Below are 23,017 nucleotides of genomic sequence, written 5' to 3'. Positions count from 1 at the left end.
AGTCACTGCTTTTTATAAAAGTTTTTTGAAAGGGTTCGATTGGTGATTTGTTTTTTGTTTTCGATGACTTTCAATTTGTAAATATTGGAAAAATCTAAATCACGGGCAACAAAAACGTTCACCATTTCCCCTTGGTTTTTGGTCAATGTTGGAGGAAGATTGGCGTAATTTTCTGTGAGAATGTTCGCAATATTTTGTCCCGCAGAAACTGTTTCAACGTTTTCTTCCGAAGCAGCTGCTTCCTTATCCTTCTTTTTTCGACTTTTTGATAAACGCTCCCTTGCATAGTTTGTGGCATCTCTGACAATCGACACAAGAAGTGCGGAGCCAATCCTCTCTAACCAATGATTATCAACATCTCCATCCATACCAGAACGTCCTAAAGTATCCGTTGCTGGTGAAGCTAATGCGATAATAACACCTTGTGGTGTTTTTGCTCTTGTCCAGAGCACAAAGAGACGATTTTGTCCTTTTTTTAATCCGCCACGATATTCGCCAACAATTTGAGTTCCTTTATCAAGGAGAACAACGCGACCATTGTCTGACAAAATATCTCTGGAAACGATACAACTGGTAAATCCTTGCTGGTCACTGTTGATGGCTGTTTCTAAAATACAGGGAATGGGCGTACCCATTGTGATGATGAAGTTACGATTGGGAAGCGCTGAAGCGCGAATGCCTTCAAGGGTTGTTGGCTTGAGAAGGTGATTAAATTGCTGTGCTGTTTCATCAGGTGTGTTGTCCAGTTTGTTCAGCAAAACACTATTATCTTTTGTGGTGTTTCCTGTATTCTGTTGGGGGTTTGTATAGGCTAATACAGGAGCGCGTTGCGCTGCTTGGAGTAGTTCATCATCAGCGGTTTTTGGTTGGTCTACTGTGGGTGTGGGGAGTTCAACCTTTGGTAATAGAGCGTTGCGTTGTAAAGGGCTCTTTTGTTGTAAAGTACCATTTTGTCGAGGTTGTTCAAAAACCACGGGCTTTGGTTCTGCAGGGCGGAAACGTTCTGTTTGCTTAATAATTCCTTCTTTTGGAGGTTCAACAGGTTGTTTTGTGTCTGTGGTAAGCGTTGAATATGCTAAATAAATACAAACAGCAAAAAGAATAACAAGAGCTATTGCTTTCCCTGCATTGCTTTGTTGTTTTTTTCCTTGAGCATCTTTTATCGTATCGCGATCATTGATGTCTTTTTCATCCATTTTGTCATTCATGGCTGCTTCCTATGTTCACTTTACGTTGTACGGATGGTGATGTGGTACCGGTTTCGGGATTAATTCCTTCAGGCACAAACCTTTTATTGAAGATACACAGTACGTCATTGCCACGGCGCAAAGTAAATTGCGCAGCTGTGGCATGAACAATAACTTTGTTGCCTTTAATTGATTTTGGAACAAGTGCTTCTTGTCCATCACGCGAGACAAGGTAAATGGCAGGAATTTCTCTATTGCCTGAAAATGTGAATGTTGTTGTTTTACCATTGTCATAGACAGAGGAAGGTTCAATAAGGCTTGAGCCTTGTGCTTCATAAGCCCAATTGCGTGGTCCAAAATCTTCATGGATATTTAAAACATCATTGACAAAGTTTGCTTCGCGCTGCTCAGCTTTGGCGGCTTCGGCTAATTTTTTCCGTAAGGCTTCATCTTCTGGATAACGAAACTTGACTAAGAAATATGTTTCATTGCCTGCTGAAACATCGCCTTCACGCACTTGTAATTCAAACTGATAAGAACGCTTTGTTCCATCTTGACGGCTTGTGACAATTTGTAAATTGGTGACGGGCTGAACTTCGCGCGGTTTGAGAAAAACAAAGTGGCCAGCCGGTGCAACTTGCCAAGCAACGGAATTGCCAATGCCTACATAGGTCACTTCTTCATCATCGGCAAATTCAAGTTGGACTGAAGAACGAATAGAGCCAATGATTTGCGTGACATTGTATGGGTCATAATTGACAAATCTGATGCGATTGTCTTTGCGGGCACTTACGGGGGCTGTTTCTGCAAATGAGGAGGTTGTATGACAGCTCATTGCGACAATGAAGGCTAAAATTATCTGAGAAAATCTAATCATTGTATCACCTCTGGATCAGATCTATATTCGGATACTTGAAAGCCAAGTGGGTTGACTAAGCGGTCCTTGGTTGAAATTTTTGCATTGATGTAGGAAAACTTTAAAATCGAAACCCAATGGGAAATATTTTCAACGCCATTTAGTTCTCTGAGTGTTTTGTAGTAACGCACTTGAATAAGTTCGTCGTTTAAAAAGGAGATTGATTTAATGGCTACCGTAACAGTTATATTTTGATAAATATTTTGCGGACTTTCTGGATTGTTGCCTGAATACCATTTGGCAAAACGGTTTTGCTCTTCTGGTGAAGAGAAAAGAGAGATCAAGCGAAAATTATGTTCCGCCTCCGAGGCTTGAAAGCTTTCTCTGGCACGGACATATTGGCCAGCAAAATAGCGTGTTATCGCTTCATCATAGTTGTTTGGCGTTTCCTTTAGTGCGCTCACCGTTTCAACAATGCCTGTTGAATTATCAACGCGGATCACAAAAGGCTCTACAGTTTTTAAGGGGGTTAATGCTGCAATAGCCAAAGCTAAAGCAATTGTCATTAAGCCAAAAAGGACTGTAAAAGCCATAGCAATTTTCATTCGCACCCGCATGCTGTGCATGCGGTCAATATCGAATGAGCGTGCTTCTTTTATATATTCATCAAATTCATTACTTTTCACGCATGACCTCCACAGTTCTATGAGAAAGCGTTTCTTGGGTTATGGGATTTAATGTAGCTTCCTTAAGTGTCACGCTTGCTGTTGCTTTTTCACTTTCTAGGGTATTGAGAATGATGGGCGTTGTGACAGGCTTTGCACCTTTTTCTTGTAGGATGATGCCTTTATTGTCCCAATCCCATTTGTCTTTATTTAAAGCACGGGTAACTTTGCCATTACATCGTGGTGGCTTTTTAGGGCCACTTAGAGAGGCGCAACCCGTAAGGGCAATCGCTAGGATTACAAAAAAAGTTATTTTTCGTTTCATTTTTTGAACTCACAAATACTTTGGAATACAACATATAGAAGCTTTTGTTCTCAACGATCTTACAAAAGCATGTGATGAAAGAGTTTGATGGGTTGTGTAAAACCAAGGATATCAAGTGTTTCATGGGGTATGAGTATGGGGCGTGCGCGAGAGCGCGCACGCAATGCTTGGAAAAGAGCTCTGGTTTTTTTCAAGAGATGTCTCTTAAAAGCGACCACGGCCTCGCCCTCCTAATTTTGATGCTGTACTTGCTGCTCTACTTGCAGCACTTGCTGTACTTGTAAGGTGTGAAGCGATACTATTTCCACCCGATTTAGCGCTACTATAAAGCATTGAAGCAATCTGACCTCCTGAAGAGATACCAGCATTAAAGTATGGTCCACCAGCAGCTAAGGCTGAAGCAAGACCTGGAAGTGCACGGAAGATAATAACCCCTATGATCGAAATAACGATGACAGGTGGGAAAAGAATATAGATTGACTCATAGGAAACTTTAAGAACCTGCAGGATAATTTCACATATAATCGTTCCAAGCATGATCACAAGAACTTGTAAAATGGTAAAATTGATCAAAGTTGAAATCCATGCTTCGGTGTATTTTCGTGTTACATTGAACAAGTATAAACTGATAAAGAGGGGACCAAGACCTATAATCATTACCAGCGCAACTTGTGCAAACATTTGCACAATAAAACCACCGATACAAAAGAAAATAACGGTCACAAGCATTATACCACCAAGAAGACCAACAACAATCTTTTCAAAAAACCAAGCATTGTATAAGACTTCTTGAAAGCGATAACTTGCCTTTAACAAAATATAGTCAAAGACATTGGAGCTTGCAGGATTGCTGTTGAGTGCATTTCCAATAGCGTTCACTAAATCCTTAAAGAAAATATCTTTGACATAGATGTTAAATGTATCTGCATTGGTTGCCATTGTTGTGACAACAACGATTTTAACCACATTATTGAGGAGACTATGCGTAGAAAGAGCTACACGACCTGTCATAACATTATAGCCATATAAAAAGGTAAAAATAATTGCAGCAAGATTAAGTGGCGCTGAAATTGCAGAAGATAGCCCACTCACCGTGGTGTTTATCACCTTGTCGAGTGGTGCTACAATATATTCAGAAACAGTCCCAAACGGGGAAAACTTAAAGTCGGACATTCTATCTCTCAACTTTTATTTTTACTTTTGCTTCTAATTGTTTTTCTTTTTCTGCGATTTTCTCTTGAAGCTTTTGACGCTCTCCTTGCGCTGTTTCTTCCTGAATCTCTTCTTTGGTTTTGCTATTTTTTGCTTGAACCATAGAGAGATATTGAAGTTTTATACTATCTGTTTGAAGCTTTGCTTGAAGAAGGGAGAGTTCTGCTTGAAGCTCTTGTCGATGCGCTTGCAGTTCTTCAGGTTTTGTCTCTGTTTTTAATTTTAACTTTTCAATTTTTTCCTTTATTTCCTCAATTTTTTGGGTAGTTTCAGTTGTCGATGCGTAAATCGATTCAGCTGTTTGTGATGTGGAAGCTTCTCCTTTCTGTGTACTTTCTAATGCACTTTTATAATATTCATCTGCTTCGGAGTGGGATTGTGCATTTGCATATGGGATGAAAGATAAAGATAACAGTGTGATTAAGCTATATTTTTTCATTGACGTTCTCTCCTTTGATGAAATATGGGGAGCCATTGATCGGGGTCTTCTCCATATTCGTTGATAATTTGGTTCACGAGTTCAATATTTTTGGTTGTGCCGCTTAAGACGGCGATCTCATCGTTCATTCCACGTAAGTTAAGTTCTGCAACAACGGAATTTTGTCCTTGTTTGATAAGGAAACGACGGGATTCTCTGCTCAATTCTGACTGTATCAGTTCAAATTCACGCTCAGTCAGTTTGAAATCTTCAACGTAATCTTGATAATTTGCTTTTTGATTTGGAAAAAATATTTGTGTGGGGCATTGCTCAATAATTGTATGGGCAATTGTTGAGTTTAAAGCGTCTTTGGGGCTTTGCGTTGCAAACAACATCATCCCGTTTTGTTTACGGATTGTCTTGAGACGGTCTTGGGCAAAAGCTTTAAATGAATCATCTTCAAGTGCTTTCCAAAATTCATCAATAACAATAATAATGCGTCGTCCATCAATAAGATCAAGAATGCGGTGAAAGAGGTACATCATCAAGGGACGCCGAATTTCTTCATTGTCTAAGAAATCGGTCATGTCATAACCAATAAATTGAGCATTTAAATTGAGATCATCTTGATCGTTATCAAACACCCAGCCTAAAGCATCTCCTCTTATCCAAGGTTGTAAGCGTATGGCAATTCCTTCTTTTGATGTGTTATCAAAAAACAGTTGAAGAGCGCTTAAAGAGCGTTGTGCACGGGGTAAACTTGCTAAGGAATCAATGGCTTTGGCGATATCTTGTCGCTCTTCTTCTGTGACTGTTTGTCCTTCAGTTGTGACGAGCTTTAAGATCCAATTACGAAGAAAGATTTTATTTTTTTCGGTGTATTCCATGCCTTTTAAGGGGGCAATACCAGTGGGCTGTCCGTTCTTTAAAGGTTTGTATTTGCCACCTCCTGCTCGCACAAAAATCTCGGCCCCTTGATCTTTATCGAAAAAGACCATGGTCGGATTGTGTTTTTGTAATTGGGCGAGAAGAAAATTAACAATAACCGTTTTACCAGATCCCGATGGACCGCAAACAAAGGTATTGCCAAGATCACCATAATGAAAATTAAAATAATAAGGGGAACCTGCTTGTGTTTTCAACAATGCTACAGCAGTTCCCCAAACATTACCTTCCAGTTTACCAATGGGAAAGGAGTGAAAGGGTGATAACGCTGCAAAATTTCTGCTGGTAATCGCTCCAGAGCGTGCACGATAGCTAAAATTTCCTGGCAATTGTGCCCACCAAGTCGCTTCCAATCCTAAATCTTCTCGTGAAATAACGGCTCCACCATTGGTTAAATGTGAACGTGCTTTTGAGAGATTCTCAGACAACATTTTGGGATGATCAGCAAAAACGGCTAGAGAAATATGATGTTCGCCCAAAACAAAACGGTTGGACTCTAAATCATCAAGGGCTTCATCGAGCGCTACAATTTGTGAACTGGCACGATCGGCCGCACTAATCATTTGATTTTGTTTGCGTCCCATAATGGTACTGGCAGCCGTTTTACTCTTAAAGACAAAAGATTGTGTTAAAATGAATTCAAAGGGGACGGTGAGTAAACCATCGGTCATACCTGGGCGTGTTCTTGAGGGATATTCTTTCCAGCCAAACATACCAACAAAGCGTTCATTGCTTTCATGGCGAATTTCAATAATTTCTTTGCCAAAAATGACACGATCGGAATAAATCGTTGAGGCAATGGTGCCAAATGTCAGGGGAATACGTTCACGTCTTCCTCCCACCAACTGGTGGAGAAATTCGCTTTGTTCAGAAAATAAAATACCGTCATGCTCATAAATGGATAAGAGACGTGGATTATAGGCTTCCAAACCTTCCATAAAGTCTTGGCTTAACTCTTCAAGTTTTCGGATGGCTTCCTGATCTGGTTCAGATTGTGTTTTTTTGGCTTTTGTTAAACGCTGGAAAAAAGAAGCGAGCTGTTCTGTTTTATCGGATGCTGGATTCCACAACAGGGAAACAAACAAATCATTCCTATAAAGCTCTTGTGAAACCATTTTCTTTTTGTATTTTGCATCTAAGGTTGCGGCAAAAGATGAAGAAAATTGACTGTCTGGATAAATCGTTTCACGTCGGCGGATAATGTGAGAATATAAAGCAACACGTTCATCGGCAATATTTTTTAACAGTGTGTTTAATTGGTTGTGTAAGGAATTTATTTGATCGATATCTACCGTGTCAAAATTCACACCATCAACGGCCATCACAATCATCAAGCAACGCGAGTTCAAAGCAATGACGTGCTGATTGACGTGGCGTATATAGGGAATATATTCTTCAGGCAAAATTTCCCGTTTCATGATGGCCGTCTGCTTCATCTGCCTAGTTCCTTATAAGTACGGATAAGACGTAGAGGAGATGTAGAACCTCCTCCCCATCTTGTGATGTTTTTTTGTTTTCCCCTTGTATTGAGCCAAGCAAAGAGTACGCGAAATTGATTGTGGTCGTATTTTGTGACTTCACGCAAAACAAAGTGCATACCAACGCCAAGGCCAATCATGGTAAAACCGCTGGTTAGAATAAAAAGGATGGTTGTTGCCATACCATTAAGCGCCATCGCTTCTATTGTGACACCCGCAATCATGGCAGGCCTTGTACAGGCAAGGAAAAGAGTATCTTCATTCATTTAAGCCAACTTATTCAATTAATTACCCAATGAACTTACCAACGAGAGCAGGGGCACCAAAAACAATGCCAATGCCGATAATAACAAAGGCTGCTTTGCGTAAATCAAAAAAGCCGTACATCCAAGCAATCCCCACGCCAATAACACATATAACCGCAATAAGCTTTGCAGTAGTTCCTGTCATCGTATCAACGATACTTTTTAAAACACTATCAAGCTTTCCAAATCCCTGTGAAGTATCAGCGGCATAAGAAGGTTCTATTAAAATCAGTGCTGTTAAAAGCAGCATGAAAACGATAAATATGCCGTTTTTGGATAAAGTGTTTGTCATTTTACCTCTCTTTGACTGTTTATTGATCTCTTGTCTCTTTATGGCTGAAAATTTTCTCTCCCCTCCGATTTACAGCCTCAATGCCCCTCGATTATTTTTAAAAGGCTTTGATAGTGGTCCTTACGCACTCCAAAAATCTTCTTCTTTAATCTTTTAAAGAGACAAAATATTTTTTCTTTTTATGATTGTGTTACACAAAAATGGCAATTTTAAGTTGTATCTTATCTGAAAATGGTAATAGCCAATCGTGTGAGAATAATATTCTTTATTTACAAAATGTCGTTAACACTCAACATATCTTACTTAGAGTTTTTCCCTTAAAGAGTAGGTAAGTTGTTGATAAAAATGTGAAAAGGCAAAGAAATAATGCACTTTTTAAACGAATGTATCAAACGAATACGATTTAAATGGGTCGTTATTATTTATATTGTGGGCTCTATGTTGTGGGGAATAAGCCAATATAAAGATAAAATAGATTTGAGTAGTTTCAAGACTTTTACGACGCAGGATGCCCAAGATATTGTTAATATCTATTTGGCAGAGAAAAAAACAATGGAACCCATCATCAAACAGAAGTTAGCAAAAAACGAACCAGCTGTGAATTTGCAGAACAGTGTTTTACGGGGTAATACAACTGTTTTTCAGGGGAAGGTATCAGTTACCAGTGGTGTTACATTTAAATTGCTTACCCCTGTTGCACAATCTTGGCGTAAACACATGACGCGCAATATTCATCTCTATGGTGTGGATAGTTGTGCGCCGCGTCAAAAGGCAAAATTAAATGATCAAGAATGGCCCTGTGGTGCGGTTACAACGGCTTGGCTGGTGACCAAAACACTGGGGCGGAGTTTATCCTGTAAGCAGGCTCTTATGCATAATGGTATTTCTTATGCACAATGTTTCGTTGATGGCGTTGATTTAGCTGAAGCAGGTCTTGCAGAAGGGATGTTGGTGCTTTCAAAAGAAAGTAAAAATCCTGTTCCAACGCAGTATCGCTACGCTGAAGAGATCGCACGCAACAACAAAATCGGTCTTTGGTCTAGTGAGTTTACGGAACCTTTCCAATGGCGGCGGGATAATGGATCGTATAATCCCTTTGCAGACTTTTAATTGGCTCATATAGTTACTATCGAGAAATTTACAATGCGAATAGAAACAGAGCGTGGAGAAAAATTGAAAGAAGCTATGAAAATCTTTGCCACTGTTTTTCATAGTGGTGGATATATCCTATATTCATTTTCAAAGTCTGTTTTTTATATCCGCCCTCTGTTTTATGGATGTGCTGTACACAACAAAGAGCTGCTATTGTTAGTGGCAAGAAATCTTTTATTGTTTATGTTTATAGGAGAAAGAGAGCATCTAAAAATGCTAAAATTTTCTATAGTGGAACATTACGTGTAGTGTTTAGTCATAAAATTCAATTTTTTAGCCATTTCTTATCTTTATAATTCTTTTACATCAATAATGGTTTCTTCAGATACTTTTTTGAAAAAATGCGCTATTTCACGATAATTTTTTTCCTTGGCAAGGATATATCCTAAAATTAAAGAGGAAGAATCTTCAGGAGGAAGCAAGATGATATCTCCATTTTTTATCAAATGTTTTGCGTGAAGAAATGCTTTTGAATGGCGTAAATCTTCAGGATACTCATAGCGTTTCAATCTAGCAGCCTGAGTGGCTATACTGTAATGAATGCCTGTATACGTTTTTACTTTCGGAATCCCAACAACTTCATTCTTGATCAATGCAGAAACGACAGTTTTAATCCAGTTTATTCCTAAAGCATTGCTGACAAGATGGGTGGTAATGAATCCACCTCCAATACGGGCGGCAATTTCAATGAGCTTAAAACCCTCTTTTGTCCATTTTCCTTCGAGATGGAATGGAGTATTTTTTAGCCCAAGGACATTAACAATATGAGATGTAGCTTTTTCAATTTCGATTTTTACTTCATCATTCAATTTTGTTGGGAAAATATACTGCTATTCTGTAAACCAAGGTTCCGTGACTTTTTTATCCCCAATACCTGTAATATAGCATTCTTCATTTACAACAACACCTTCGACAGAAAATTCCTGACAGGAAAGATAAGATTCACATAAAACATGAAGACCATAACGGTTATAACTCCATTGATCATGCCCTTCTTTACCAAGGTTGATAAGTCAAGATGCATCTTTCATTTGTTTTTCGTTTTCTGCGTAATATATTCCTTTTGAACCGGAAGCGCTTATCGGTTTAAGCACGCAGGGAAGTGAGATGTTGCTGGCATTCTGCTCATTTTCGTCTCATCCACCCAATCCGTTGAATTTACGGATTGTTTTTTTATAGACGATCAAAGTCATGACCATGGTAAAGACAGTGCTTAACACAAGAGAACCGATAGGCCATTCATTTTTACCAAGCAGGAGTGAGATGGGGAGGGACGCCGAAAAAGCCATGGGCAGAAAAAAAAGCAGTCCTTTCATAAGATTTAAGGGATAAATTGCTATGGGGATAAAGGAAAGTTGGTAAAGCATGGCATGAAAATAGGCAACCGGCATCTTACGGTTGGTCATGAATGTTATAAAGTTAAACATCATGAAAAAACACAAGTTTATGATAAAGACACAAATTATGGACAGAATAAAAGAAAGCCATTGCAGTTTTATCTCTGACATATCGGGTAATGAGACAAAGGAATAAGCACTCACACCAACAAGCAAAAATTTAATCAGATAAAGAGGTCTGCACCAGCCAAGCAAGATTAACAGCCAAATTGAAACAGGCTTTGTCAAATATCCCTCAATTTTACCTTCTGCTACTTTTTCAAAAAATGTTTCAATAGAGCTGGTAAAAATATTCAAAAATATCCCAAGTAAAATGAAGACAACAAAGATAAAATGAATTTCATCTCTGCTATAGCTCCCAATATTTCCTGAAAAGCAAGAAATTCTGTCAATAAAGGTGAATTGAATAAAATAATAGCAAAGAGAAAGAAGAAATTCTCCAATGAAGTTTTTACCGTAAACAAGTTGTCGGCGCATATTCATACCGATAAAATGAAGAATTATTTTCATCTCATCCTCCCGCTCTATGATACGCTTTCATTCCTTTTTTCCAGACAAGATGAATAAAGAATAAAAGACACAAAATATAAAAAACACTTCCCAACATCAATTGTTGAAACACCGCTAGGTTTTTTGTGGAGAGGAATTCAGCAGGGGCTGATATGATGAAACGATAGGGATTATACTGCATCAATGGAATAAGCCATGTTGGCCAAAAAGAGGGAGGTAAAAGGGTACCGCCAAGAAGTGCTGAACTAAGAATACTAAAAGAGAGCAAGATATTGTATTCAATCACCCAGAAACTCAATAAGGCAATGGCAAAGGAGAGAAAAAAACACAGCAATTGGGAGAGAACAAAAATGAGAAAAAATAACAGAAAAGCGATGATCAATCCTAAAATATTTTCGTATGATAAAATAAGCTTTACAGTAAAAAGAGCTATTAAGGGAATGGCATAGAGCACACTTTCACCCAAAAAGGGCAACAACATTTGTGTCATGTAACTGAATGGTTTGGTGAGATAGACTTCTAATTGCCCTTCTTTCACATGCTTAGAGAAAGATTGAATGATGCCGTAACCATTGTTTAAGCGTGAGAAAACTAAGGCAAAGGCATAATAATACATCATATCATGAAAACCAAAACCGTTTATGTTGTCGCCCGTATCAGAAAAAAGGGCATTCCACAACAGAAGTTGAATCATGAAGGGCGAGAGTGTTCCCATGACAAAATCGGTAAAAAACATTGCCCTGTCACTGAGGATGGTGAGCAAGCCGTTTTTGGCAAAGAAAAACAGAGCAAAGCAATGGTTAGATAAATTCTTTAAATTTAACACGGAGCATCTCTTCAAGTGAGGGAGTGGAGACAGAAAACGGACAGTTAAGTTCTGTTGCGATTTCTCTTAGGAAACGTGGAACATCTTCACGCAACAGTGAAATCTCTAGTGTACATTTTTCATCATTAAAGTGTTTCTCTTTTAAAGGAGCGGACAATTTTATGGCGAGTTCATCAATGTTTTTTATAAGGGTTGAAGGTGTTGGCAGGTGTTCACAAAAAACTGTTATTCTCACCCATGAAGGGATCATCTCTTTGAGTATATCCATAGCGCCATGAAACTGCTTCTTTCCCTTATGCAAAAGAAGAATATCATCGACATACCCATCAATATCTCCCATATCATGACTTGTGATGATATATCCTAAGCCTTGCTCTCTTTTTAGTTTTTTAAGCAGTTCCCTGATTTCATGTTTGGAGCTAATATCAAGACCAATCGTTGGTTCATCTAAAAACAACAGCTTAGGTCTAAAAGACAAATTAAACGCCAATTCACTTTTTACTCTTTCACCAAGGCTTAGCATGCGCACGGGCTTATCCATGATATGCTCAATGTCCAATAACGCAGTGATTTCTTTAAGATCACGGATAAAAGAGCTCCGTTCAAGGTCATATAAAGGTTGGACCATTTCTAAACTATAGCGGAGGGGAAAATCCCACCATAAGCAATTTTTGTGACCAAAGACGACCCCCAGAGACTTAAACAAATCTTTTTTTGTTTTATAAGGATCAACTCCTAAGACTTTAACATATCCCTTATCAGCTGTTTGTATACCAGAAAGTATTTTAATCAGTGTTGATTTTCCGGCTCCATTAGGTCCAACGATGGCGAGTGATTGCCCTGAAAAAAGGGTGAAACTAATATCTTTTAGCACGTGATGGTTTCTATAGGTTGGCTTGAAAAGAGAAACCACCTTGTTTGTAAAACCAGGTGCACTGTCTATGCTGCGGTATATTTTTGAGACCTTGTTAAGGTCAATCAATAATGAACGCATTCGTCTCCCCCCATTTCAATTGATCTTGTTTAAGGGTCTCGTAATCTCTTAAACTCTGCTCTCATTTATCGGAAAAGGAGACATATTCCTAGACCTTTGTCGTAATAAAACGCACTTGAATAGTTTATCTCATTGAGAGACAGTATGTTTTTTCAGTAAGATGTGCTCGTTTGTATGAGGCATTGATATGCTAAGCTCTTGTTTTTTCAAGATGATATTTGGCAGAGATGAAGCCTGATGGGCAGGGAGCTGAAGTCCTTTATTATTGTGCAGCCAAAAGTATGAACTGTAAATTCATGCTATCAGTATGCTAGACTTGCATTAGGACAGTATCGTAGGTGATAAGTAATGGTGAGTTATTCTGTTTCTTTCGTGTGATGGTACCGTGCTTCAAGAGGAAACGCATTAGAAAAAGGAATAGCTGTTTTTATTCTTTTGATAAATGCTGTAAAAATTTTATAGCAGCGATTAAGTGCAAGATCAAAAATCATGCCATAGCGTATCTAAAGTCAAAGGATGTCATATGGTCAATAAACGTAAAGTATTTTGTTTTTGGAGGTGGTTGCGTTATAGTAAAAGGCAAGCAAGGGAGGTTTTTATATGTTGAGCGAAGATGAAATTAAGCTGCGTCGCTTTGATGCTAAAAATGCATTGGCGAGCCAACGTTTAGAGGGGTTGGAACCAGATCCACAGGTTGTTGCGCAAATGGAGCGGGTTATTATTGGTGAACTTGAAATCGGTGATATCATCAAAGATTATATAGAGCGTGTAAAACGTGGTGAAGTATGAGAATGAAAAGATAGTTTAATGGTATAATAGTCAAGGGGAGGAGGTTTGATATGTTGAGTGAAGACGAAATTAAGCGACGTCGCTTTGCTGCTAAAAATGCATTAGCAAGTCAACTTTTAGAGGGGTTGGCGCCAGATCCACAGGTCGTTTCTCAGATGGAGAGGGTTATTATTGGAGAACTTGAAACAAGTGATGTCATCAAGGATCTTATGGAACGGATAAAACGTGGAGAAGTATAAAGGCGGCGGTGATCCTTATACTGATCCTGAAACTGGTGTGTTGTATAATCGGCTTGGGATGAAGGATAAAGCCACATTGGAGCGTGTGGAATCTACTTTCGCTTATGTAAGATCTCTTGAACTTATGCAGACTCCTCTTCGTGGTAAGTTTGATCTCGCTCACATGAAAGAGATCCATAGAAAGCTATTTGGTGACGTTTATGAATGGGCAGGAGAGATCCGTTTGCTGAATATTGCCAAAGGCAATAGCATATTTGCTTATTATACTCAGATTGAAAGTTATGCATCCAATATTACCCGGCAGCTGGTAAAAGACCACTATCTGCGTAGTCTTGATATGGGTGAATTTAGTATAAGGGCTGGATATTATATGGGTGAGTTGAATGTGTTGCATCCGTTTCGAGAGGGGAATGGACGCACATTGCGTGAATTTATGGGGCAACTGGCTCGTGAAGCTGGTTATTATATTGATTGGAGCTCTCTTGAGCAACAAGAAATGATACATGCATCAGTTGCGGCGTATCATGGGAATTCTGAATACTTATCTGCACTTATTCGTAGAAACCTTACCCCAATTTACAGAAAATAAAAGGTTTCTCAAGGTCTTTAAAAACTCCTCTTATATTAAGAACAATAAAGAATTATTGGAAAAACAAAAAGAAAAAATTGCACCACTTTTGGATAGAATAAAGACAGCTTCTGACAACCTTTAAAAAGAAGAACTCGAGGTTGCGCAATCGCAAAAAGATTTGAATGTCCGCTGCAAAAGTCACAGAATGAACTCTCTACCTTGCAGTTTATGCGAATAAGTAAAGGAATATTTATTGCGTAGCACTACATTACACATCTTGCCATTTTTCCATTTTTTGAAAAGAAAATTTTTACAAAACTTATCAAAATATTTTTTTGATTAACAAAAATACTGGTGTTTTAGAAAGATTCGATAAATCTCACAAAATCCTATGAAGATTTTGTGAGTTCATGCAACAGAGAACAAAGTGGGGAAATGTACATAGTTTTTCTTACCAACAAAAATTTCATTTTAAAACGCATTGAAGAAGGATATTCCTTAAAGGAAATTTTAAGAAAAAATCCAAATTTCAATATTTCATATAATGCTCGAACATCATATGGCATTTGACTTATGCAAATACAGTAAAAATTGCTAGCGGCTCTTGTTTATGTCTCGAATTAAAATAGTCGCGCTTGATTTTATGGAATCTCTTCATTATTGCCCCCTCAAAAGAGGGGGATTACAAAAATAGGGCAATTGATATCTTTTTTTCCTCACTCTAAAGAACGAAAACTCCTGCCAGTTCTGGTCTGTCAATCATTCGTTTTTTGGGGAAGCTCTATTTAGCTCACCTCATGTCGCTGCCTTTTAGGGCAGTCATAAGTTCTTCAGAGAAAACCTGTCCTGAATATTCATTACATACTCAAAAACGCTTTATATATAAAGTTTACATGCCTTATATCATTGCTCTAAACGATGCTATTATACGGTGTATCAAGATAAAGTTCCATAAGGGTATAGAAGAGCGCCCATAGATGATATTGTAGCCCATAAATATAATGTAGAGTGTACAAGATAGCTTAAGCGGAGCACCTAAGCTTGATGAAAGATTGTGAATGATTTCATTCATTGTCTTTGTAAGAGGTTCCATCAACATATCATCTATATCAGTAAATACACCTTTGGTTACTATTGCCATTTAGATGCTCCGCTATTTATCGTGTATTAATGGTTATTTTGTTCTTCTGCCGCGCGCTCTTTTGCTCTTCGTTCTTCCTCAGCACGTAGCTTTGCTTTTTGTTCAGCGAGGAATTTTTGATTCTTTTCTCTCATTTTTTCAATTCTGGCTCTCATTTCAGCTTCATCTTTTTCGTCTCTTTTGCGGTTTTCTTCTGCCGCTTTACGACTTCTTTCTGCTGCTTTTGCCTGACGTTCCTTCTCAAGTTCTAAAAATGCTAACCGCATGTTTTCACAATTTTTTGAAGTTTTTGAAAACTGTTGCTATAAAGTCCCATAAGGGCATGGAAGAACGCCCATAGATAATATTGTACTCCATAAATGCAATATAGATTGTACAAGACGCCTTTACCGGAGTAGCTAAAGACGATGCAAGACTGGAAATGGTATTATCCATTATTTCTGTAATGGACTTAACTAAATATGTATCTATAGTGGTAAAAACCTGTAAATTTTCAAATGCCATTGCTTGTCCATTCTATCTAATTTTTCTAAGTATGAACGCTTATGATTTAATCATTACCCTGTTTCTTTTCAGATTGTTCTTTTTCTTCAGCTTTAGCTCGTTGTTTTGCTTCAAATTCAGCTTTCCATTTTACCCGCTCAGCGTGTTCTTTAGCCATAAGTTCTTCTATACTTTTATTCAAATCTTCTGCGGCTTTACGCTGTCTCTCTTGAGCTTTTTCCCGATGTTCCTTATCAAGTTCAGCTACTGCTAATCTTAGATTTTCACAATTTTTTGAAGTTCCTGCAAATCCACATTTAGCATCCCACTCTAAGCGTAAATTTTTATCTTTTTTAAATTCTGCGACGCTATAGGTTTTTTCACATCCAGCAGCGATGAGTCCTGTGCAAAGTAGCAATGTGGTAATGATGACTTTATTCATGAATACTTCCCCTTCTTTCTTTCAGTTTTTTGCGGTCTGAGTACAATTTTTAAATTCTGCTTTGTGTTTTCAGTTTTTATAACCCGTGATGATAAATCTCTGGCGCAGAGGTCATGATTAATGATTGCTCCTTTATTTTTTAGATTTTTTTGGTTCGCTATCGTTTCCAAGGAGTTGATTTGCAAAGTTATGGTAATATTCTTTAAAAAGTTCAGCTGCCGCTACTCGTACATTTTCACAATTTTTTGAAGTTCCTGAGAAGCCACATCTCTCTATCCATTCTTCCATCAAATTTTTATCTTTTTTAAATTCTGCGACGCTATAGGTTTTTTCACATCCAGCGGTGATGAACCCTGTGCAAAGTAGCAATGTTGTTATGAGAACTTTATTCATGAATATTTCCCCTTCTTTCTCTCTCTTGTCGCTCAGTTTGCCTTTTTTGATATTCAGCTTCATTTTTTGATGTTTATTTAATTGACTTTGCGTTTTTTTAAAAAGCATCTCGGCGTTTGAAAGGATCGTAATAGATTTCTGTGACACGAAATTTTCCTTCCAGGCGTTTGCATTGGATGATGACATCAATCATAGAAATTAATAAGCCGCGAATATCTTCTCGTGCTAAATTTCCACCCCCATCACTTTCTTTGACAAGCAGAGTCATTTGTTCAAAGGCTGAGAGCGCTGTTGAGGCGTGAACCGTGGTGATGGAGCCTGGGTGACCGGAATTGACATTGCGGATGTAATAAAAAGCTGTGCCATCACGCAATTCTTGCAAAAGTATCCGGTCGGGGCGCATGCGCAATCCCGATTCAAGGAGCTCTTTTGCACCCGCTTTTGCTAGACCTTGATTGTCTTTTGAGTAGAAAAGTTGCACTTTGTTTGAATGGGGAACGACGAGTTCTGGAGTATCTTCAATGGTGAGAATGCGTTCATAGTCAGGAATTTTGGCAATTAAAGCTTTAGAGAGGGTGGTTTTTCCCGAACCGGTTTTGCCCGATATCAAAATATTTTGTTGGGTAATAACCGCTCTTTCTAAAAACTTACAAAAATCTTTGGCTATAAAGAGATCGGTTAATTCTTTTTCCGTATCAGAAAGTTCACCTGCTCGTTTTTTCATTTGTTCAAGGGGGGTAAAACTGACGTTTCTTGTTACAGAAAACAGTTGGTTTTCGTGTAAACTTTCGAGAGAAAAAGTACGGGATGAAGGTTTACGAATTGTCATGCTGATGGTATTGGGGGCAACGGCGGGAGGCATGACGATTTGTATGCGTTCATTATTGGGGAGTGTGGCAGAGAGAACAGGGTTTTCTACACTGATCTTTTGTGTTGTATAGGCAGCAACAACTTTTGCAATGCCCTCTAATTCACTATAGGTCAATTCTTTGATAGTATGGGTTTGCCAACCATTGGGACCTTCAACGATTACTTCACCAGGGCGATTGATGACAATTTCAAATAAATTATCGTCATTGAGATAGTCGCTTAAGATCTTTAACTTGGTTAAGACGATAGAAGCGCGTTCTGAATTTTTTGCTGTGGGCATAATTTATTTTTACTACATTTGAGAATGGTAGAAGAAGTTTCTTGGAATAGAGCGTGGGAAGATTTTGTTTCTTCTTGTTGTAATGGAGAGTTTATAAACGGATGAAAAATCCAAATCTCGTGCCACAAAAATGTTGACGAGTTCACCTTGGTATTTTTCTAAGGTAGGGGGGATGTTGATTTGGTTTTCAAGAGCTATACTTGCTGCATCTTTGCCAGTGTTGCTTGCGCCTCCAAAATCTCCCCCTCCGCCTGCACCTCCAAAACCTCCTCCTCCAGAGTTGTTGGCGCCTGCTTTGTTGGAATTGTTTGTCATTTTATTGGTGAGGGTTGTTGTGGCGCCATCAATAACGGTAAGCAACAGGGAAGAGCCAAAGCGCTCCCACCAATGGGTGTTGATGTTGCCATCAAAGCCTGCTCGTCCTAAACTATCGGTTGCGGGTGAGGCAAGGGGAATGATGACACCGGTTGGGGTTTTTGCTCTGGTCCAGAGGACGAAGAGGCGGGATTGTCCTTGTTTTATTCCTCCGCGGTATTCGCCAATTACTTGGGTTCCTTTGTCTAGCAAGACAACGCGCCCATTGTCAGAGAGGATATCGCGGTTAATGATGCAGCTTGCAAAGCCTGGTTGGTCACTGTTTAATGCCGTTTCTAAGATACAGGGGATAGAGGTTCCCATGGCGATGATAAAGTTTCTGTTGCCGATGAAGCTTGCTTTTGTCTCTTCTGTTTTGGTTGGTTTTAGCAGGGTTGAAAAATTTTTGGTGTCTTGAAGAGCAGGAGAATTTTGCATATGCCCGAGATTTTCAAGGGGGTTCAATTTGTCAAAGGCGTTGGTAAAACCATTGTTGACGATGTTTTTTAATTCAGATTTTGTGCCCTTAGCAAAAGCGAGAACGGGGGCGCGTCTTGCGGCATCAAGCAAAGGATCGTCTTTTTTGGGTTCTGGTGCTAGTGGTTGTGGGGGGGGAAGGGTGATGGGACCAAGTTTTGCGCGTGGATCAGCGGGGGCTAAGTCTAAAGGCGCTAGTGTATTGTGAAAGTTTTGTGCTTGTTTTTTATGAGACTTTGCCGTGTCTTTTTTTTCTTCGGGGGTGGATAAGATATTCCAGAGCGCATAGCCACAAAACCCTATACAGGCTAGAGCGATGACAATTTTTTTGCCAAGGCTTTGTGAGGTATTGTTGCGTTTATCGCCAATTGCACCACGATCTTCGATAGTTGTTTTATCACTCATAGGTGTGCCCCCCTTTATTCCCGCTTCTTTAAAGATCTGATGCGACTTTGCGTTCAACAGATGGTGAGGTTGTTCCGGTTCCTGGATTTATGCCTTTTTGTTGATAGGCTTCATTGAAGATGCATAAAACATTTCTGCCATTTCTTAAGGTAAATCTAGCACTGATGGCATGGACAATGACCATATTGCCTTTGGTGGTTTTGGGAACGAGGGATTCTGTTCCATCACTGCCAACAATATAAATGGCAGGGATTTCTTGATTGTCTGGAAAGGTAAAAGTTGTGGTTTTGCCGTTGTCATAAACGGCGGAGGGTTCAAGATTGCTCGATCCTTGTGCACTATAAGCCCAATTGCGTGGTCCATAGGTTTCAGAGGCATCAAAAAGACCATCAATTTGTCTGGCTTGTTTTTTTTCTTGTCGTAAAAGTGCAGCAAGCCTTCTGCGTTCGGCTTCGTCTTGTGGATAGCGGAATTTGACGAGAAAATAGGTTTCTTGTGCGGTGGAAATTTCGCCATCTTTGACCATGAGTTCAAATTGATAGGAGCGTTTTGAGCCATCACGGCGGGTGGTGACCACTTGCAGATTGGTAATGGGCTGGACTTCTCGTGCTTTGAGGAACAGAATATTGCCAGCAGGTGCTACTTCCCAGGCAACGCTGTTGCCGATAGCGACATGGGCAATTTCTTCATCAGCAGAAAATTCTACCTGTACAGACGAGCGTATGGTGCCAATAATTTTTGTGACATTATAGGCATCATAATTGATAAAGCGAATGCGGCTGTCATTTGGTGCACGGGTGGGAAAAACACTGGCATTGCCCCAAGGTGTAGGAGAAAGAGCGATGGCGCTTAGAAAAAGAAAAAGGAATTTTTTTTTCATGGATTAGTTGACCACTTCTGGATCTGTTCTATATTCACTAACAATAAAGCCGAGAGGATTTATCAAACGGTTTTGTACAGAGATGGGGGCGTTGATATATTCAAAGGTGAGTGTTGCAACCCAGTGGCTGATGAATTCTTTATTGGTTTCATCGTCTCGTATTGTTCTGTAATAACGGACCTGTGCGACGTCTTGATTGATGAAGGAGATTGATTTTATCGTTATTGTGACACTTGCGTGTTTGTAGAGGATTTGTGGACTTTGGGGGTTTTTTGCTCCATACCAGCTGGCAAATCTTTCTTGCTCTTCTGGAGAAGAAAGCAAGGAGACGGTTTGGAAGTTGTGTTGTACCTCCTCAGACTCAAAACCTTCACGAGAGCGGACATATTTTGCTGCAAAGTAGCGAGTGATCGCTTCATCAACGTTGGTGGGGGCTTCTTTTAAGGCTTCCACAACCTCTGTGATACCGGTTGAATTGTCGACACGGATGACAAAGGGCTCAACGGTTTTAAGCGGGGTGAGGGTGATGACCGCCAGCGAAGAGATGACCGCGACAATCACAGCTATGGCAGCGATAGCGAGGGAGGTGCGGGTGATGCGGCGTGAGGTGAGGATGCGGTCTTGATCAAAGGAGCGCGCATCAGCAATATATTGTTCTATGTCTTGTTCTTTCATGCTTTTTGCCCGCAGTCTTTGTAGGATTCCATTTCTTCATCGGTGAGTTTTGGGCTGAGAAGCGTTTCGAGCTTGCCCTCTTTCACAGATGATGGGAGGTCGGTATTGTTGCTGATGATGATGGGGGTGGAGGAGGGATTTTTCCCTTCCCAATTCCACATCGATTTGTTTAATGGCCGCTTAGAATATCCATCGCATTTTGGAAGTGACTTCAGAGTATTTGATGAAGACATACAACCATTTAAGAGGATAAGCGATAAAATGACCCCAATTTTTTTAAACACTTTCCTATTTTCCTTTCTTAAACATGTGGTTCAGAATGCCTTTTGCCATTTTTTCTATAAATTTTTCTAACTTTTGAGCAGCTTTCCCAGCCGTTTTTGCTGTGTCTGCTCCTAATTTTGTTGCTCCGGTAAGGGAGGCTCCCCCAGAGGCTAAAGCAGAGGCAATAGCAGGCAAATGGGAGAAAAGGTAAATTCCACCAATGCCAACAACCAAGAATTGAATTAAAGTAGAGATGATATCGTCAACATTTGCTGAAAAAATGCTCATCGAAATCTTGACATATAAACTACCAAGCAGCACGACTAACACATATAAAATGATAAAATTAGCTGTTTGATTTAACCATGCTTCTGTAAATCTTCTGGTTGAGGAAAACATATACAACCCTATAAAGAGCGGTCCGATTGATATGACAAGAAACAAACCCAATTTAGCCATTAATGAGACGACAAAACCGACTGTACAAAAAAAACCAGCAATAATGAAGCAGATAATACCAATAAACCATGTCGCAATAAACTTCCCCATTTGAGACAGCCCTGTGTACTGGTTTGCTGCGTCCAAAACCTGTGCTCCAGCTTGGCCCATCATATTATCCCATACATTTCGATCCGAGTGTGCTGCACCTTGTGTGACATTTGCAATGGCATTCGGTAGATCATGGAAAAATATACCACTGACCCACTCATTATAAAAAGCAGCGTTTGTGGCAAGTGCAACAATGATGCCGAGTTTGAAAGTTGTCACTATAAATTCCCACAGTGGCATGGAAGAACGCCCATAGATGATATTATAGCCCATAAATATAATGTAGAGTGTACAAGATAGCTTAAGCGGAGCACCTAAGCTTGATGAAAGATTAACAATGGTTTTACTCATTGTATCTGTAAGGGGCTCCATCAACATATTGTCTATCTTAGTAAAGACGCCTTTTGTTTCTACAGCCATTTAGATGCTCCGCTATTTATCGTGTATTAATGGTTATTTTGTTCTTTTGCCGCGCGCTCTTTTGCTCTTCGTTCTTCCTCAGCACGTCGCTTTGCTTCTTGTTCAGCTAGTATTTTTTGAGTCTCTGCTCTCATTTTTTCAATTCTGGCTCTCATTTCAGCTTCATCTTTTTCGTCTCTTTTGCGGTTTTCTTCTGCCGCTTTACGTCTTCTTTCTGCTGCTTTTGCCTGACGTTCCTTATCAAGTTCTAAAAATGCTAACCGCATGTTTTCACAATTTTTTGAAGTTCCTGCAAATCCACATTTAGCGTCCCACTCTAAGCGTAAATTTTCATCTTTTTTAAATTCTGCGACGCTATAGGTTTTTTCGCAACCAGCAGTGATAATTCCAGTGCAAAGTAGTAATGTTGTTATGAGAACTTTATTCATGAATATTTCCCCTTCTTTCTTTCAGTTTTTGGTTTGAGCACAATTTTTAAATTATGCTCTGTGCTTTAGGTTTTTGTAACCCGTGATGACAAATCTAGGGCACAGACAGAATGTTGCCATAAATATTTCGGTCTATCATTCAATTACTGTCCTGTTTTTGTTCAGCTTGTTCTTTTGCTTTTTGTTCGGCTTTTCTTTTTTGATATTCAGCTTCACTTTTTTCACTTTGAGCACGCATTTCGGCTTTAAATTTTTCCATAGCATCACGAAGCTCTTCGTTGTGTTTACTAATTCTCTCTGCAGCTTTTTCCCGACGTTCTTTGTCAAGTTCAAGTGCTGCTAATCTTAGGTTTTCACAATTTTTCGAAGTTCCTGTGAAGCCACATCTTGCGCCCCATTCTTCCATCAATTTTCGATCTTTTTTAAATTCTGCTACGCTATAAGTTTTTTCACATCCAGCGGTGACAATTCCCGTGCAAAGCAATAGTGCGGTGAGAATGACTTTGTTCATGATCAATGATTGTCCTCTTGTTTTTCAGATTTTTGCTGATTGTCATTTGTAGAGCCAAAACTGCCCCATTTTTTACGAGTTTCTAGTTCAGCTTGCTCTGCGTTTTTACAATTTTTTGATTTGAGATCCCCTGATGTCAAACATTTCACTAATACTTCTTCCATCAGTTTTTTGTCTTTTTTAAACTCTTCTACACTGTAGGTTTTTTCGCATCCAGCAGTGATAAGACCTGTGCAAAGTAGCAATGTGGTGATGATGATTTTGTTCATATTCAAGCTCCTCTT

Annotated in this window: 31 protein-coding genes and 1 pseudogene; 4 read left to right on the top strand and 28 right to left on the bottom strand. The window is 39.3% G+C overall.

Annotated features, from left to right (window positions below; translation table 11 throughout):
* Positions 1-2: 2 nt before the first annotated feature.
* Genes virB10 (PVV69_RS04735) through PVV69_RS04690 form a run of 10 tightly spaced genes read right to left on the bottom strand, consistent with a single transcriptional unit; the run spans position 3 to position 7,683 of the window.
* Complete coding sequence (gene virB10, locus PVV69_RS04735) at positions 3-1,208, bottom strand: type IV secretion system protein VirB10 (RefSeq protein ID WP_273756654.1); 1,206 nt, start codon at positions 1,206-1,208, stop codon at positions 3-5.
* Positions 1,201-2,064, bottom strand: a complete 864-nt coding sequence (virB9, locus tag PVV69_RS04730) for a P-type conjugative transfer protein VirB9 (RefSeq protein WP_273721023.1) — start codon at positions 2,062-2,064, stop codon at positions 1,201-1,203. Before virB9 (PVV69_RS04730) ends, virB10 (PVV69_RS04735) begins: the two co-directional genes overlap by 8 nt.
* Entirely contained in the window at positions 2,061-2,729 is a 669-nt protein-coding gene (locus PVV69_RS04725) for a VirB8/TrbF family protein (RefSeq protein ID WP_273756653.1), read from the bottom strand. Before PVV69_RS04725 ends, virB9 (PVV69_RS04730) begins: the two co-directional genes overlap by 4 nt.
* Positions 2,719-3,033, bottom strand: a complete 315-nt coding sequence (locus PVV69_RS04720; protein ID WP_273756652.1) for a type IV secretion system protein VirB7 — start codon at positions 3,031-3,033, stop codon at positions 2,719-2,721. Before PVV69_RS04720 ends, PVV69_RS04725 begins: the two co-directional genes overlap by 11 nt.
* 59 nt (positions 3,034-3,092) lie before the next feature.
* Positions 3,093-3,227 (bottom strand): hypothetical protein, encoded by a 135-nt coding sequence (locus tag PVV69_RS04715; protein ID WP_273756651.1) that lies wholly within the window; start codon positions 3,225-3,227, stop codon positions 3,093-3,095.
* A 10-nt stretch (positions 3,228-3,237) separates the two neighbouring features.
* Positions 3,238-4,206: a type IV secretion system protein gene (locus PVV69_RS04710; RefSeq protein ID WP_273756650.1), complete on the bottom strand. Its 969-nt coding sequence runs from the start codon at positions 4,204-4,206 to the stop codon at positions 3,238-3,240.
* Between the two features lies 1 nt (position 4,207).
* Complete coding sequence (locus tag PVV69_RS04705; protein WP_273756649.1) at positions 4,208-4,684, bottom strand: type IV secretion system protein VirB5; 477 nt, start codon at positions 4,682-4,684, stop codon at positions 4,208-4,210.
* On the bottom strand, positions 4,681-7,044 hold the full coding sequence (locus PVV69_RS04700) for a VirB4 family type IV secretion/conjugal transfer ATPase (protein WP_273756648.1): 2,364 nt from the start codon (positions 7,042-7,044) through the stop codon (positions 4,681-4,683). The genes PVV69_RS04705 and PVV69_RS04700 overlap by 4 nt, the downstream gene beginning before the upstream one ends.
* Positions 7,041-7,352 (bottom strand): type IV secretion system protein VirB3, encoded by a 312-nt coding sequence (locus PVV69_RS04695; protein ID WP_273721029.1) that lies wholly within the window; start codon positions 7,350-7,352, stop codon positions 7,041-7,043. Before PVV69_RS04695 ends, PVV69_RS04700 begins: the two co-directional genes overlap by 4 nt.
* Positions 7,353-7,374: 22 nt before the next feature.
* On the bottom strand, positions 7,375-7,683 hold the full coding sequence (locus PVV69_RS04690) for a TrbC/VirB2 family protein (protein WP_273756647.1): 309 nt from the start codon (positions 7,681-7,683) through the stop codon (positions 7,375-7,377).
* A 366-nt stretch (positions 7,684-8,049) separates the two neighbouring features.
* Here PVV69_RS04690 and PVV69_RS04685 point away from each other — a divergent pair, with 366 nt between their 5' ends.
* Entirely contained in the window at positions 8,050-8,793 is a 744-nt protein-coding gene (locus PVV69_RS04685; protein WP_273756646.1) for a hypothetical protein, read from the top strand.
* A gap of 332 nt (positions 8,794-9,125) precedes the next feature.
* Here the strand turns inward: PVV69_RS04685 and PVV69_RS04680 are convergent, their stop codons facing one another.
* The 4 genes from PVV69_RS04680 to PVV69_RS04665 form a co-directional block, all read right to left on the bottom strand.
* Entirely contained in the window at positions 9,126-9,644 is a 519-nt protein-coding gene (locus PVV69_RS04680; RefSeq protein WP_273756645.1) for a hypothetical protein, read from the bottom strand.
* 327 nt (positions 9,645-9,971) lie between these two features.
* On the bottom strand, positions 9,972-10,760 hold the full coding sequence (locus tag PVV69_RS04675; protein ID WP_273756681.1) for an ABC-2 family transporter protein: 789 nt from the start codon (positions 10,758-10,760) through the stop codon (positions 9,972-9,974).
* Positions 10,744-11,568: an ABC-2 family transporter protein gene (locus PVV69_RS04670; protein ID WP_273756644.1), complete on the bottom strand. Its 825-nt coding sequence runs from the start codon at positions 11,566-11,568 to the stop codon at positions 10,744-10,746. Before PVV69_RS04670 ends, PVV69_RS04675 begins: the two co-directional genes overlap by 17 nt.
* Positions 11,543-12,562 carry an ATP-binding cassette domain-containing protein gene (locus tag PVV69_RS04665; protein WP_273756643.1) on the bottom strand — a complete coding sequence of 340 codons (1,020 nt, stop codon included), beginning with the start codon at positions 12,560-12,562 and terminating at the stop codon, positions 11,543-11,545. Before PVV69_RS04665 ends, PVV69_RS04670 begins: the two co-directional genes overlap by 26 nt.
* Positions 12,563-13,162: 600 nt before the next feature.
* On the opposite strand from PVV69_RS04665, the gene PVV69_RS04660 reads away from it, so the two are divergent.
* The 3 genes from PVV69_RS04660 to PVV69_RS04650 are packed head-to-tail and all read left to right on the top strand — an operon-like array spanning position 13,163 to position 14,179.
* The gene (locus PVV69_RS04660; RefSeq protein ID WP_273756642.1) at positions 13,163-13,351 is read left to right on the top strand and encodes an antitoxin VbhA family protein; all 189 of its coding nucleotides are present in this window, start codon (positions 13,163-13,165) and stop codon (positions 13,349-13,351) included.
* A gap of 50 nt (positions 13,352-13,401) precedes the next feature.
* Positions 13,402-13,590 carry an antitoxin VbhA family protein gene (locus PVV69_RS04655; protein WP_273756641.1) on the top strand — a complete coding sequence of 63 codons (189 nt, stop codon included), beginning with the start codon at positions 13,402-13,404 and terminating at the stop codon, positions 13,588-13,590.
* Positions 13,577-14,179: a Fic family protein gene (locus PVV69_RS04650; protein ID WP_273756640.1), complete on the top strand. Its 603-nt coding sequence runs from the start codon at positions 13,577-13,579 to the stop codon at positions 14,177-14,179. The genes PVV69_RS04655 and PVV69_RS04650 overlap by 14 nt, the downstream gene beginning before the upstream one ends.
* 922 nt (positions 14,180-15,101) lie before the next feature.
* Here the strand turns inward: PVV69_RS04650 and PVV69_RS04645 are convergent.
* From PVV69_RS04645 to PVV69_RS04580, 14 genes and pseudogenes are all read right to left on the bottom strand, one after another.
* Positions 15,102-15,302: pseudogene (locus PVV69_RS04645) on the bottom strand (type IV secretion protein VblB6); the annotation flags it as partial.
* 26 nt (positions 15,303-15,328) lie between these two features.
* Positions 15,329-15,568 (bottom strand): hypothetical protein, encoded by a 240-nt coding sequence (locus PVV69_RS04640; protein ID WP_404978370.1) that lies wholly within the window; start codon positions 15,566-15,568, stop codon positions 15,329-15,331.
* Positions 15,569-15,572: 4 nt separating this feature from the next.
* Positions 15,573-15,806, bottom strand: coding sequence for a hypothetical protein (locus tag PVV69_RS04635; protein ID WP_273756639.1), 234 nt, complete (start codon positions 15,804-15,806; stop codon positions 15,573-15,575).
* A 46-nt stretch (positions 15,807-15,852) separates the two neighbouring features.
* Positions 15,853-16,227 carry an EexN family lipoprotein gene (locus PVV69_RS04630; protein WP_273756638.1) on the bottom strand — a complete coding sequence of 125 codons (375 nt, stop codon included), beginning with the start codon at positions 16,225-16,227 and terminating at the stop codon, positions 15,853-15,855.
* A gap of 132 nt (positions 16,228-16,359) precedes the next feature.
* On the bottom strand, positions 16,360-16,728 hold the full coding sequence (locus PVV69_RS04625) for an EexN family lipoprotein (protein ID WP_404978369.1): 369 nt from the start codon (positions 16,726-16,728) through the stop codon (positions 16,360-16,362).
* The gene (gene virB11, locus PVV69_RS04620; RefSeq protein WP_273756637.1) at positions 16,718-17,770 is read right to left on the bottom strand and encodes a P-type DNA transfer ATPase VirB11; all 1,053 of its coding nucleotides are present in this window, start codon (positions 17,768-17,770) and stop codon (positions 16,718-16,720) included. Before virB11 ends, PVV69_RS04625 begins: the two co-directional genes overlap by 11 nt.
* 12 nt (positions 17,771-17,782) lie before the next feature.
* Positions 17,783-19,006 (bottom strand): type IV secretion system protein VirB10, encoded by a 1,224-nt coding sequence (virB10, locus tag PVV69_RS04615; RefSeq protein WP_273756636.1) that lies wholly within the window; start codon positions 19,004-19,006, stop codon positions 17,783-17,785.
* Positions 19,007-19,034: 28 nt separating this feature from the next.
* Positions 19,035-19,886 (bottom strand): P-type conjugative transfer protein VirB9, encoded by an 852-nt coding sequence (virB9, locus tag PVV69_RS04610; RefSeq protein ID WP_273756635.1) that lies wholly within the window; start codon positions 19,884-19,886, stop codon positions 19,035-19,037.
* A 3-nt stretch (positions 19,887-19,889) separates the two neighbouring features.
* On the bottom strand, positions 19,890-20,561 hold the full coding sequence (locus PVV69_RS04605) for a virB8 family protein (protein WP_273756634.1): 672 nt from the start codon (positions 20,559-20,561) through the stop codon (positions 19,890-19,892).
* Positions 20,558-20,794, bottom strand: a complete 237-nt coding sequence (locus PVV69_RS04600) for a type IV secretion protein VblB7 (RefSeq protein ID WP_273756679.1) — start codon at positions 20,792-20,794, stop codon at positions 20,558-20,560. Before PVV69_RS04600 ends, PVV69_RS04605 begins: the two co-directional genes overlap by 4 nt.
* A 55-nt stretch (positions 20,795-20,849) precedes the next feature.
* Entirely contained in the window at positions 20,850-21,794 is a 945-nt protein-coding gene (locus tag PVV69_RS04595; protein ID WP_273756633.1) for a type IV secretion system protein, read from the bottom strand.
* Between the two features lie 26 nt (positions 21,795-21,820).
* Entirely contained in the window at positions 21,821-22,222 is a 402-nt protein-coding gene (locus PVV69_RS04590) for an EexN family lipoprotein (RefSeq protein WP_273756632.1), read from the bottom strand.
* A 139-nt stretch (positions 22,223-22,361) separates the two neighbouring features.
* On the bottom strand, positions 22,362-22,733 hold the full coding sequence (locus tag PVV69_RS04585) for an EexN family lipoprotein (RefSeq protein ID WP_273756631.1): 372 nt from the start codon (positions 22,731-22,733) through the stop codon (positions 22,362-22,364).
* Positions 22,734-22,735: 2 nt separating this feature from the next.
* Positions 22,736-23,002 carry an EexN family lipoprotein gene (locus tag PVV69_RS04580; protein WP_273756630.1) on the bottom strand — a complete coding sequence of 89 codons (267 nt, stop codon included), beginning with the start codon at positions 23,000-23,002 and terminating at the stop codon, positions 22,736-22,738.
* Positions 23,003-23,017: the final 15 nt, after the last annotated feature.

It is taken from the genome of Bartonella sp. MM73XJBT (assembly GCF_028618465.1).
GTDB lineage: Bacteria > Pseudomonadota > Alphaproteobacteria > Rhizobiales > Rhizobiaceae > Bartonella.
Note: the sequence above shows the minus strand (reverse complement) of the source record. Positions and strands in the feature narration are given on the sequence as shown.

Excerpts from the sequence above, each read along its gene's own strand:
- virB10 (WP_273756654.1), bottom strand. The coding sequence starts at position 1,208 with ATGAATGACAAAATGGATGAAAAAGACATCAATGATCGCGATACGATA.
- PVV69_RS04665 (WP_273756643.1), bottom strand. The coding sequence starts at position 12,562 with ATGCGTTCATTATTGATTGACCTTAACAAGGTCTCAAAAATATACCGC.
- PVV69_RS04600 (WP_273756679.1), bottom strand. The coding sequence starts at position 20,794 with ATGTCTTCATCAAATACTCTGAAGTCACTTCCAAAATGCGATGGATAT.
- virB11 (WP_273756637.1), bottom strand. The coding sequence starts at position 17,770 with ATGCCCACAGCAAAAAATTCAGAACGCGCTTCTATCGTCTTAACCAAG.
- PVV69_RS04705 (WP_273756649.1), bottom strand. The coding sequence starts at position 4,684 with ATGAAAAAATATAGCTTAATCACACTGTTATCTTTATCTTTCATCCCA.
- PVV69_RS04635 (WP_273756639.1), bottom strand. The coding sequence starts at position 15,806 with ATGGCATTTGAAAATTTACAGGTTTTTACCACTATAGATACATATTTA.
- virB9 (WP_273756635.1), bottom strand. The coding sequence starts at position 19,886 with ATGAAAAAAAAATTCCTTTTTCTTTTTCTAAGCGCCATCGCTCTTTCT.
- PVV69_RS04685 (WP_273756646.1), top strand. The coding sequence starts at position 8,050 with ATGCACTTTTTAAACGAATGTATCAAACGAATACGATTTAAATGGGTC.
- PVV69_RS04700 (WP_273756648.1), bottom strand. The coding sequence starts at position 7,044 with ATGAAGCAGACGGCCATCATGAAACGGGAAATTTTGCCTGAAGAATAT.
- virB10 (WP_273756636.1), bottom strand. The coding sequence starts at position 19,006 with ATGAGTGATAAAACAACTATCGAAGATCGTGGTGCAATTGGCGATAAA.
- PVV69_RS04625 (WP_404978369.1), bottom strand. The coding sequence starts at position 16,728 with ATGCTTTTTAAAAAAACGCAAAGTCAATTAAATAAACATCAAAAAATG.
- PVV69_RS04640 (WP_404978370.1), bottom strand. The coding sequence starts at position 15,568 with ATGCGGTTAGCATTTTTAGAACTTGAGAAGGAACGTCAGGCAAAAGCA.
- PVV69_RS04580 (WP_273756630.1), bottom strand. The coding sequence starts at position 23,002 with ATGAACAAAATCATCATCACCACATTGCTACTTTGCACAGGTCTTATC.
- virB9 (WP_273721023.1), bottom strand. The coding sequence starts at position 2,064 with ATGATTAGATTTTCTCAGATAATTTTAGCCTTCATTGTCGCAATGAGC.
- PVV69_RS04690 (WP_273756647.1), bottom strand. The coding sequence starts at position 7,683 with ATGACAAACACTTTATCCAAAAACGGCATATTTATCGTTTTCATGCTG.
- PVV69_RS04655 (WP_273756641.1), top strand. The coding sequence starts at position 13,402 with ATGTTGAGTGAAGACGAAATTAAGCGACGTCGCTTTGCTGCTAAAAAT.
- PVV69_RS04710 (WP_273756650.1), bottom strand. The coding sequence starts at position 4,206 with ATGTCCGACTTTAAGTTTTCCCCGTTTGGGACTGTTTCTGAATATATT.
- PVV69_RS04630 (WP_273756638.1), bottom strand. The coding sequence starts at position 16,227 with ATGAATAAAGTCATCATTACCACATTGCTACTTTGCACAGGACTCATC.
- PVV69_RS04590 (WP_273756632.1), bottom strand. The coding sequence starts at position 22,222 with ATGAATAAAGTTCTCATAACAACATTACTACTTTGCACTGGAATTATC.
- PVV69_RS04720 (WP_273756652.1), bottom strand. The coding sequence starts at position 3,033 with ATGAAACGAAAAATAACTTTTTTTGTAATCCTAGCGATTGCCCTTACG.
- PVV69_RS04595 (WP_273756633.1), bottom strand. The coding sequence starts at position 21,794 with ATGGCTGTAGAAACAAAAGGCGTCTTTACTAAGATAGACAATATGTTG.
- PVV69_RS04605 (WP_273756634.1), bottom strand. The coding sequence starts at position 20,561 with ATGAAAGAACAAGACATAGAACAATATATTGCTGATGCGCGCTCCTTT.
- PVV69_RS04695 (WP_273721029.1), bottom strand. The coding sequence starts at position 7,352 with ATGAATGAAGATACTCTTTTCCTTGCCTGTACAAGGCCTGCCATGATT.
- PVV69_RS04660 (WP_273756642.1), top strand. The coding sequence starts at position 13,163 with ATGTTGAGCGAAGATGAAATTAAGCTGCGTCGCTTTGATGCTAAAAAT.
- PVV69_RS04585 (WP_273756631.1), bottom strand. The coding sequence starts at position 22,733 with ATGAACAAAGTCATTCTCACCGCACTATTGCTTTGCACGGGAATTGTC.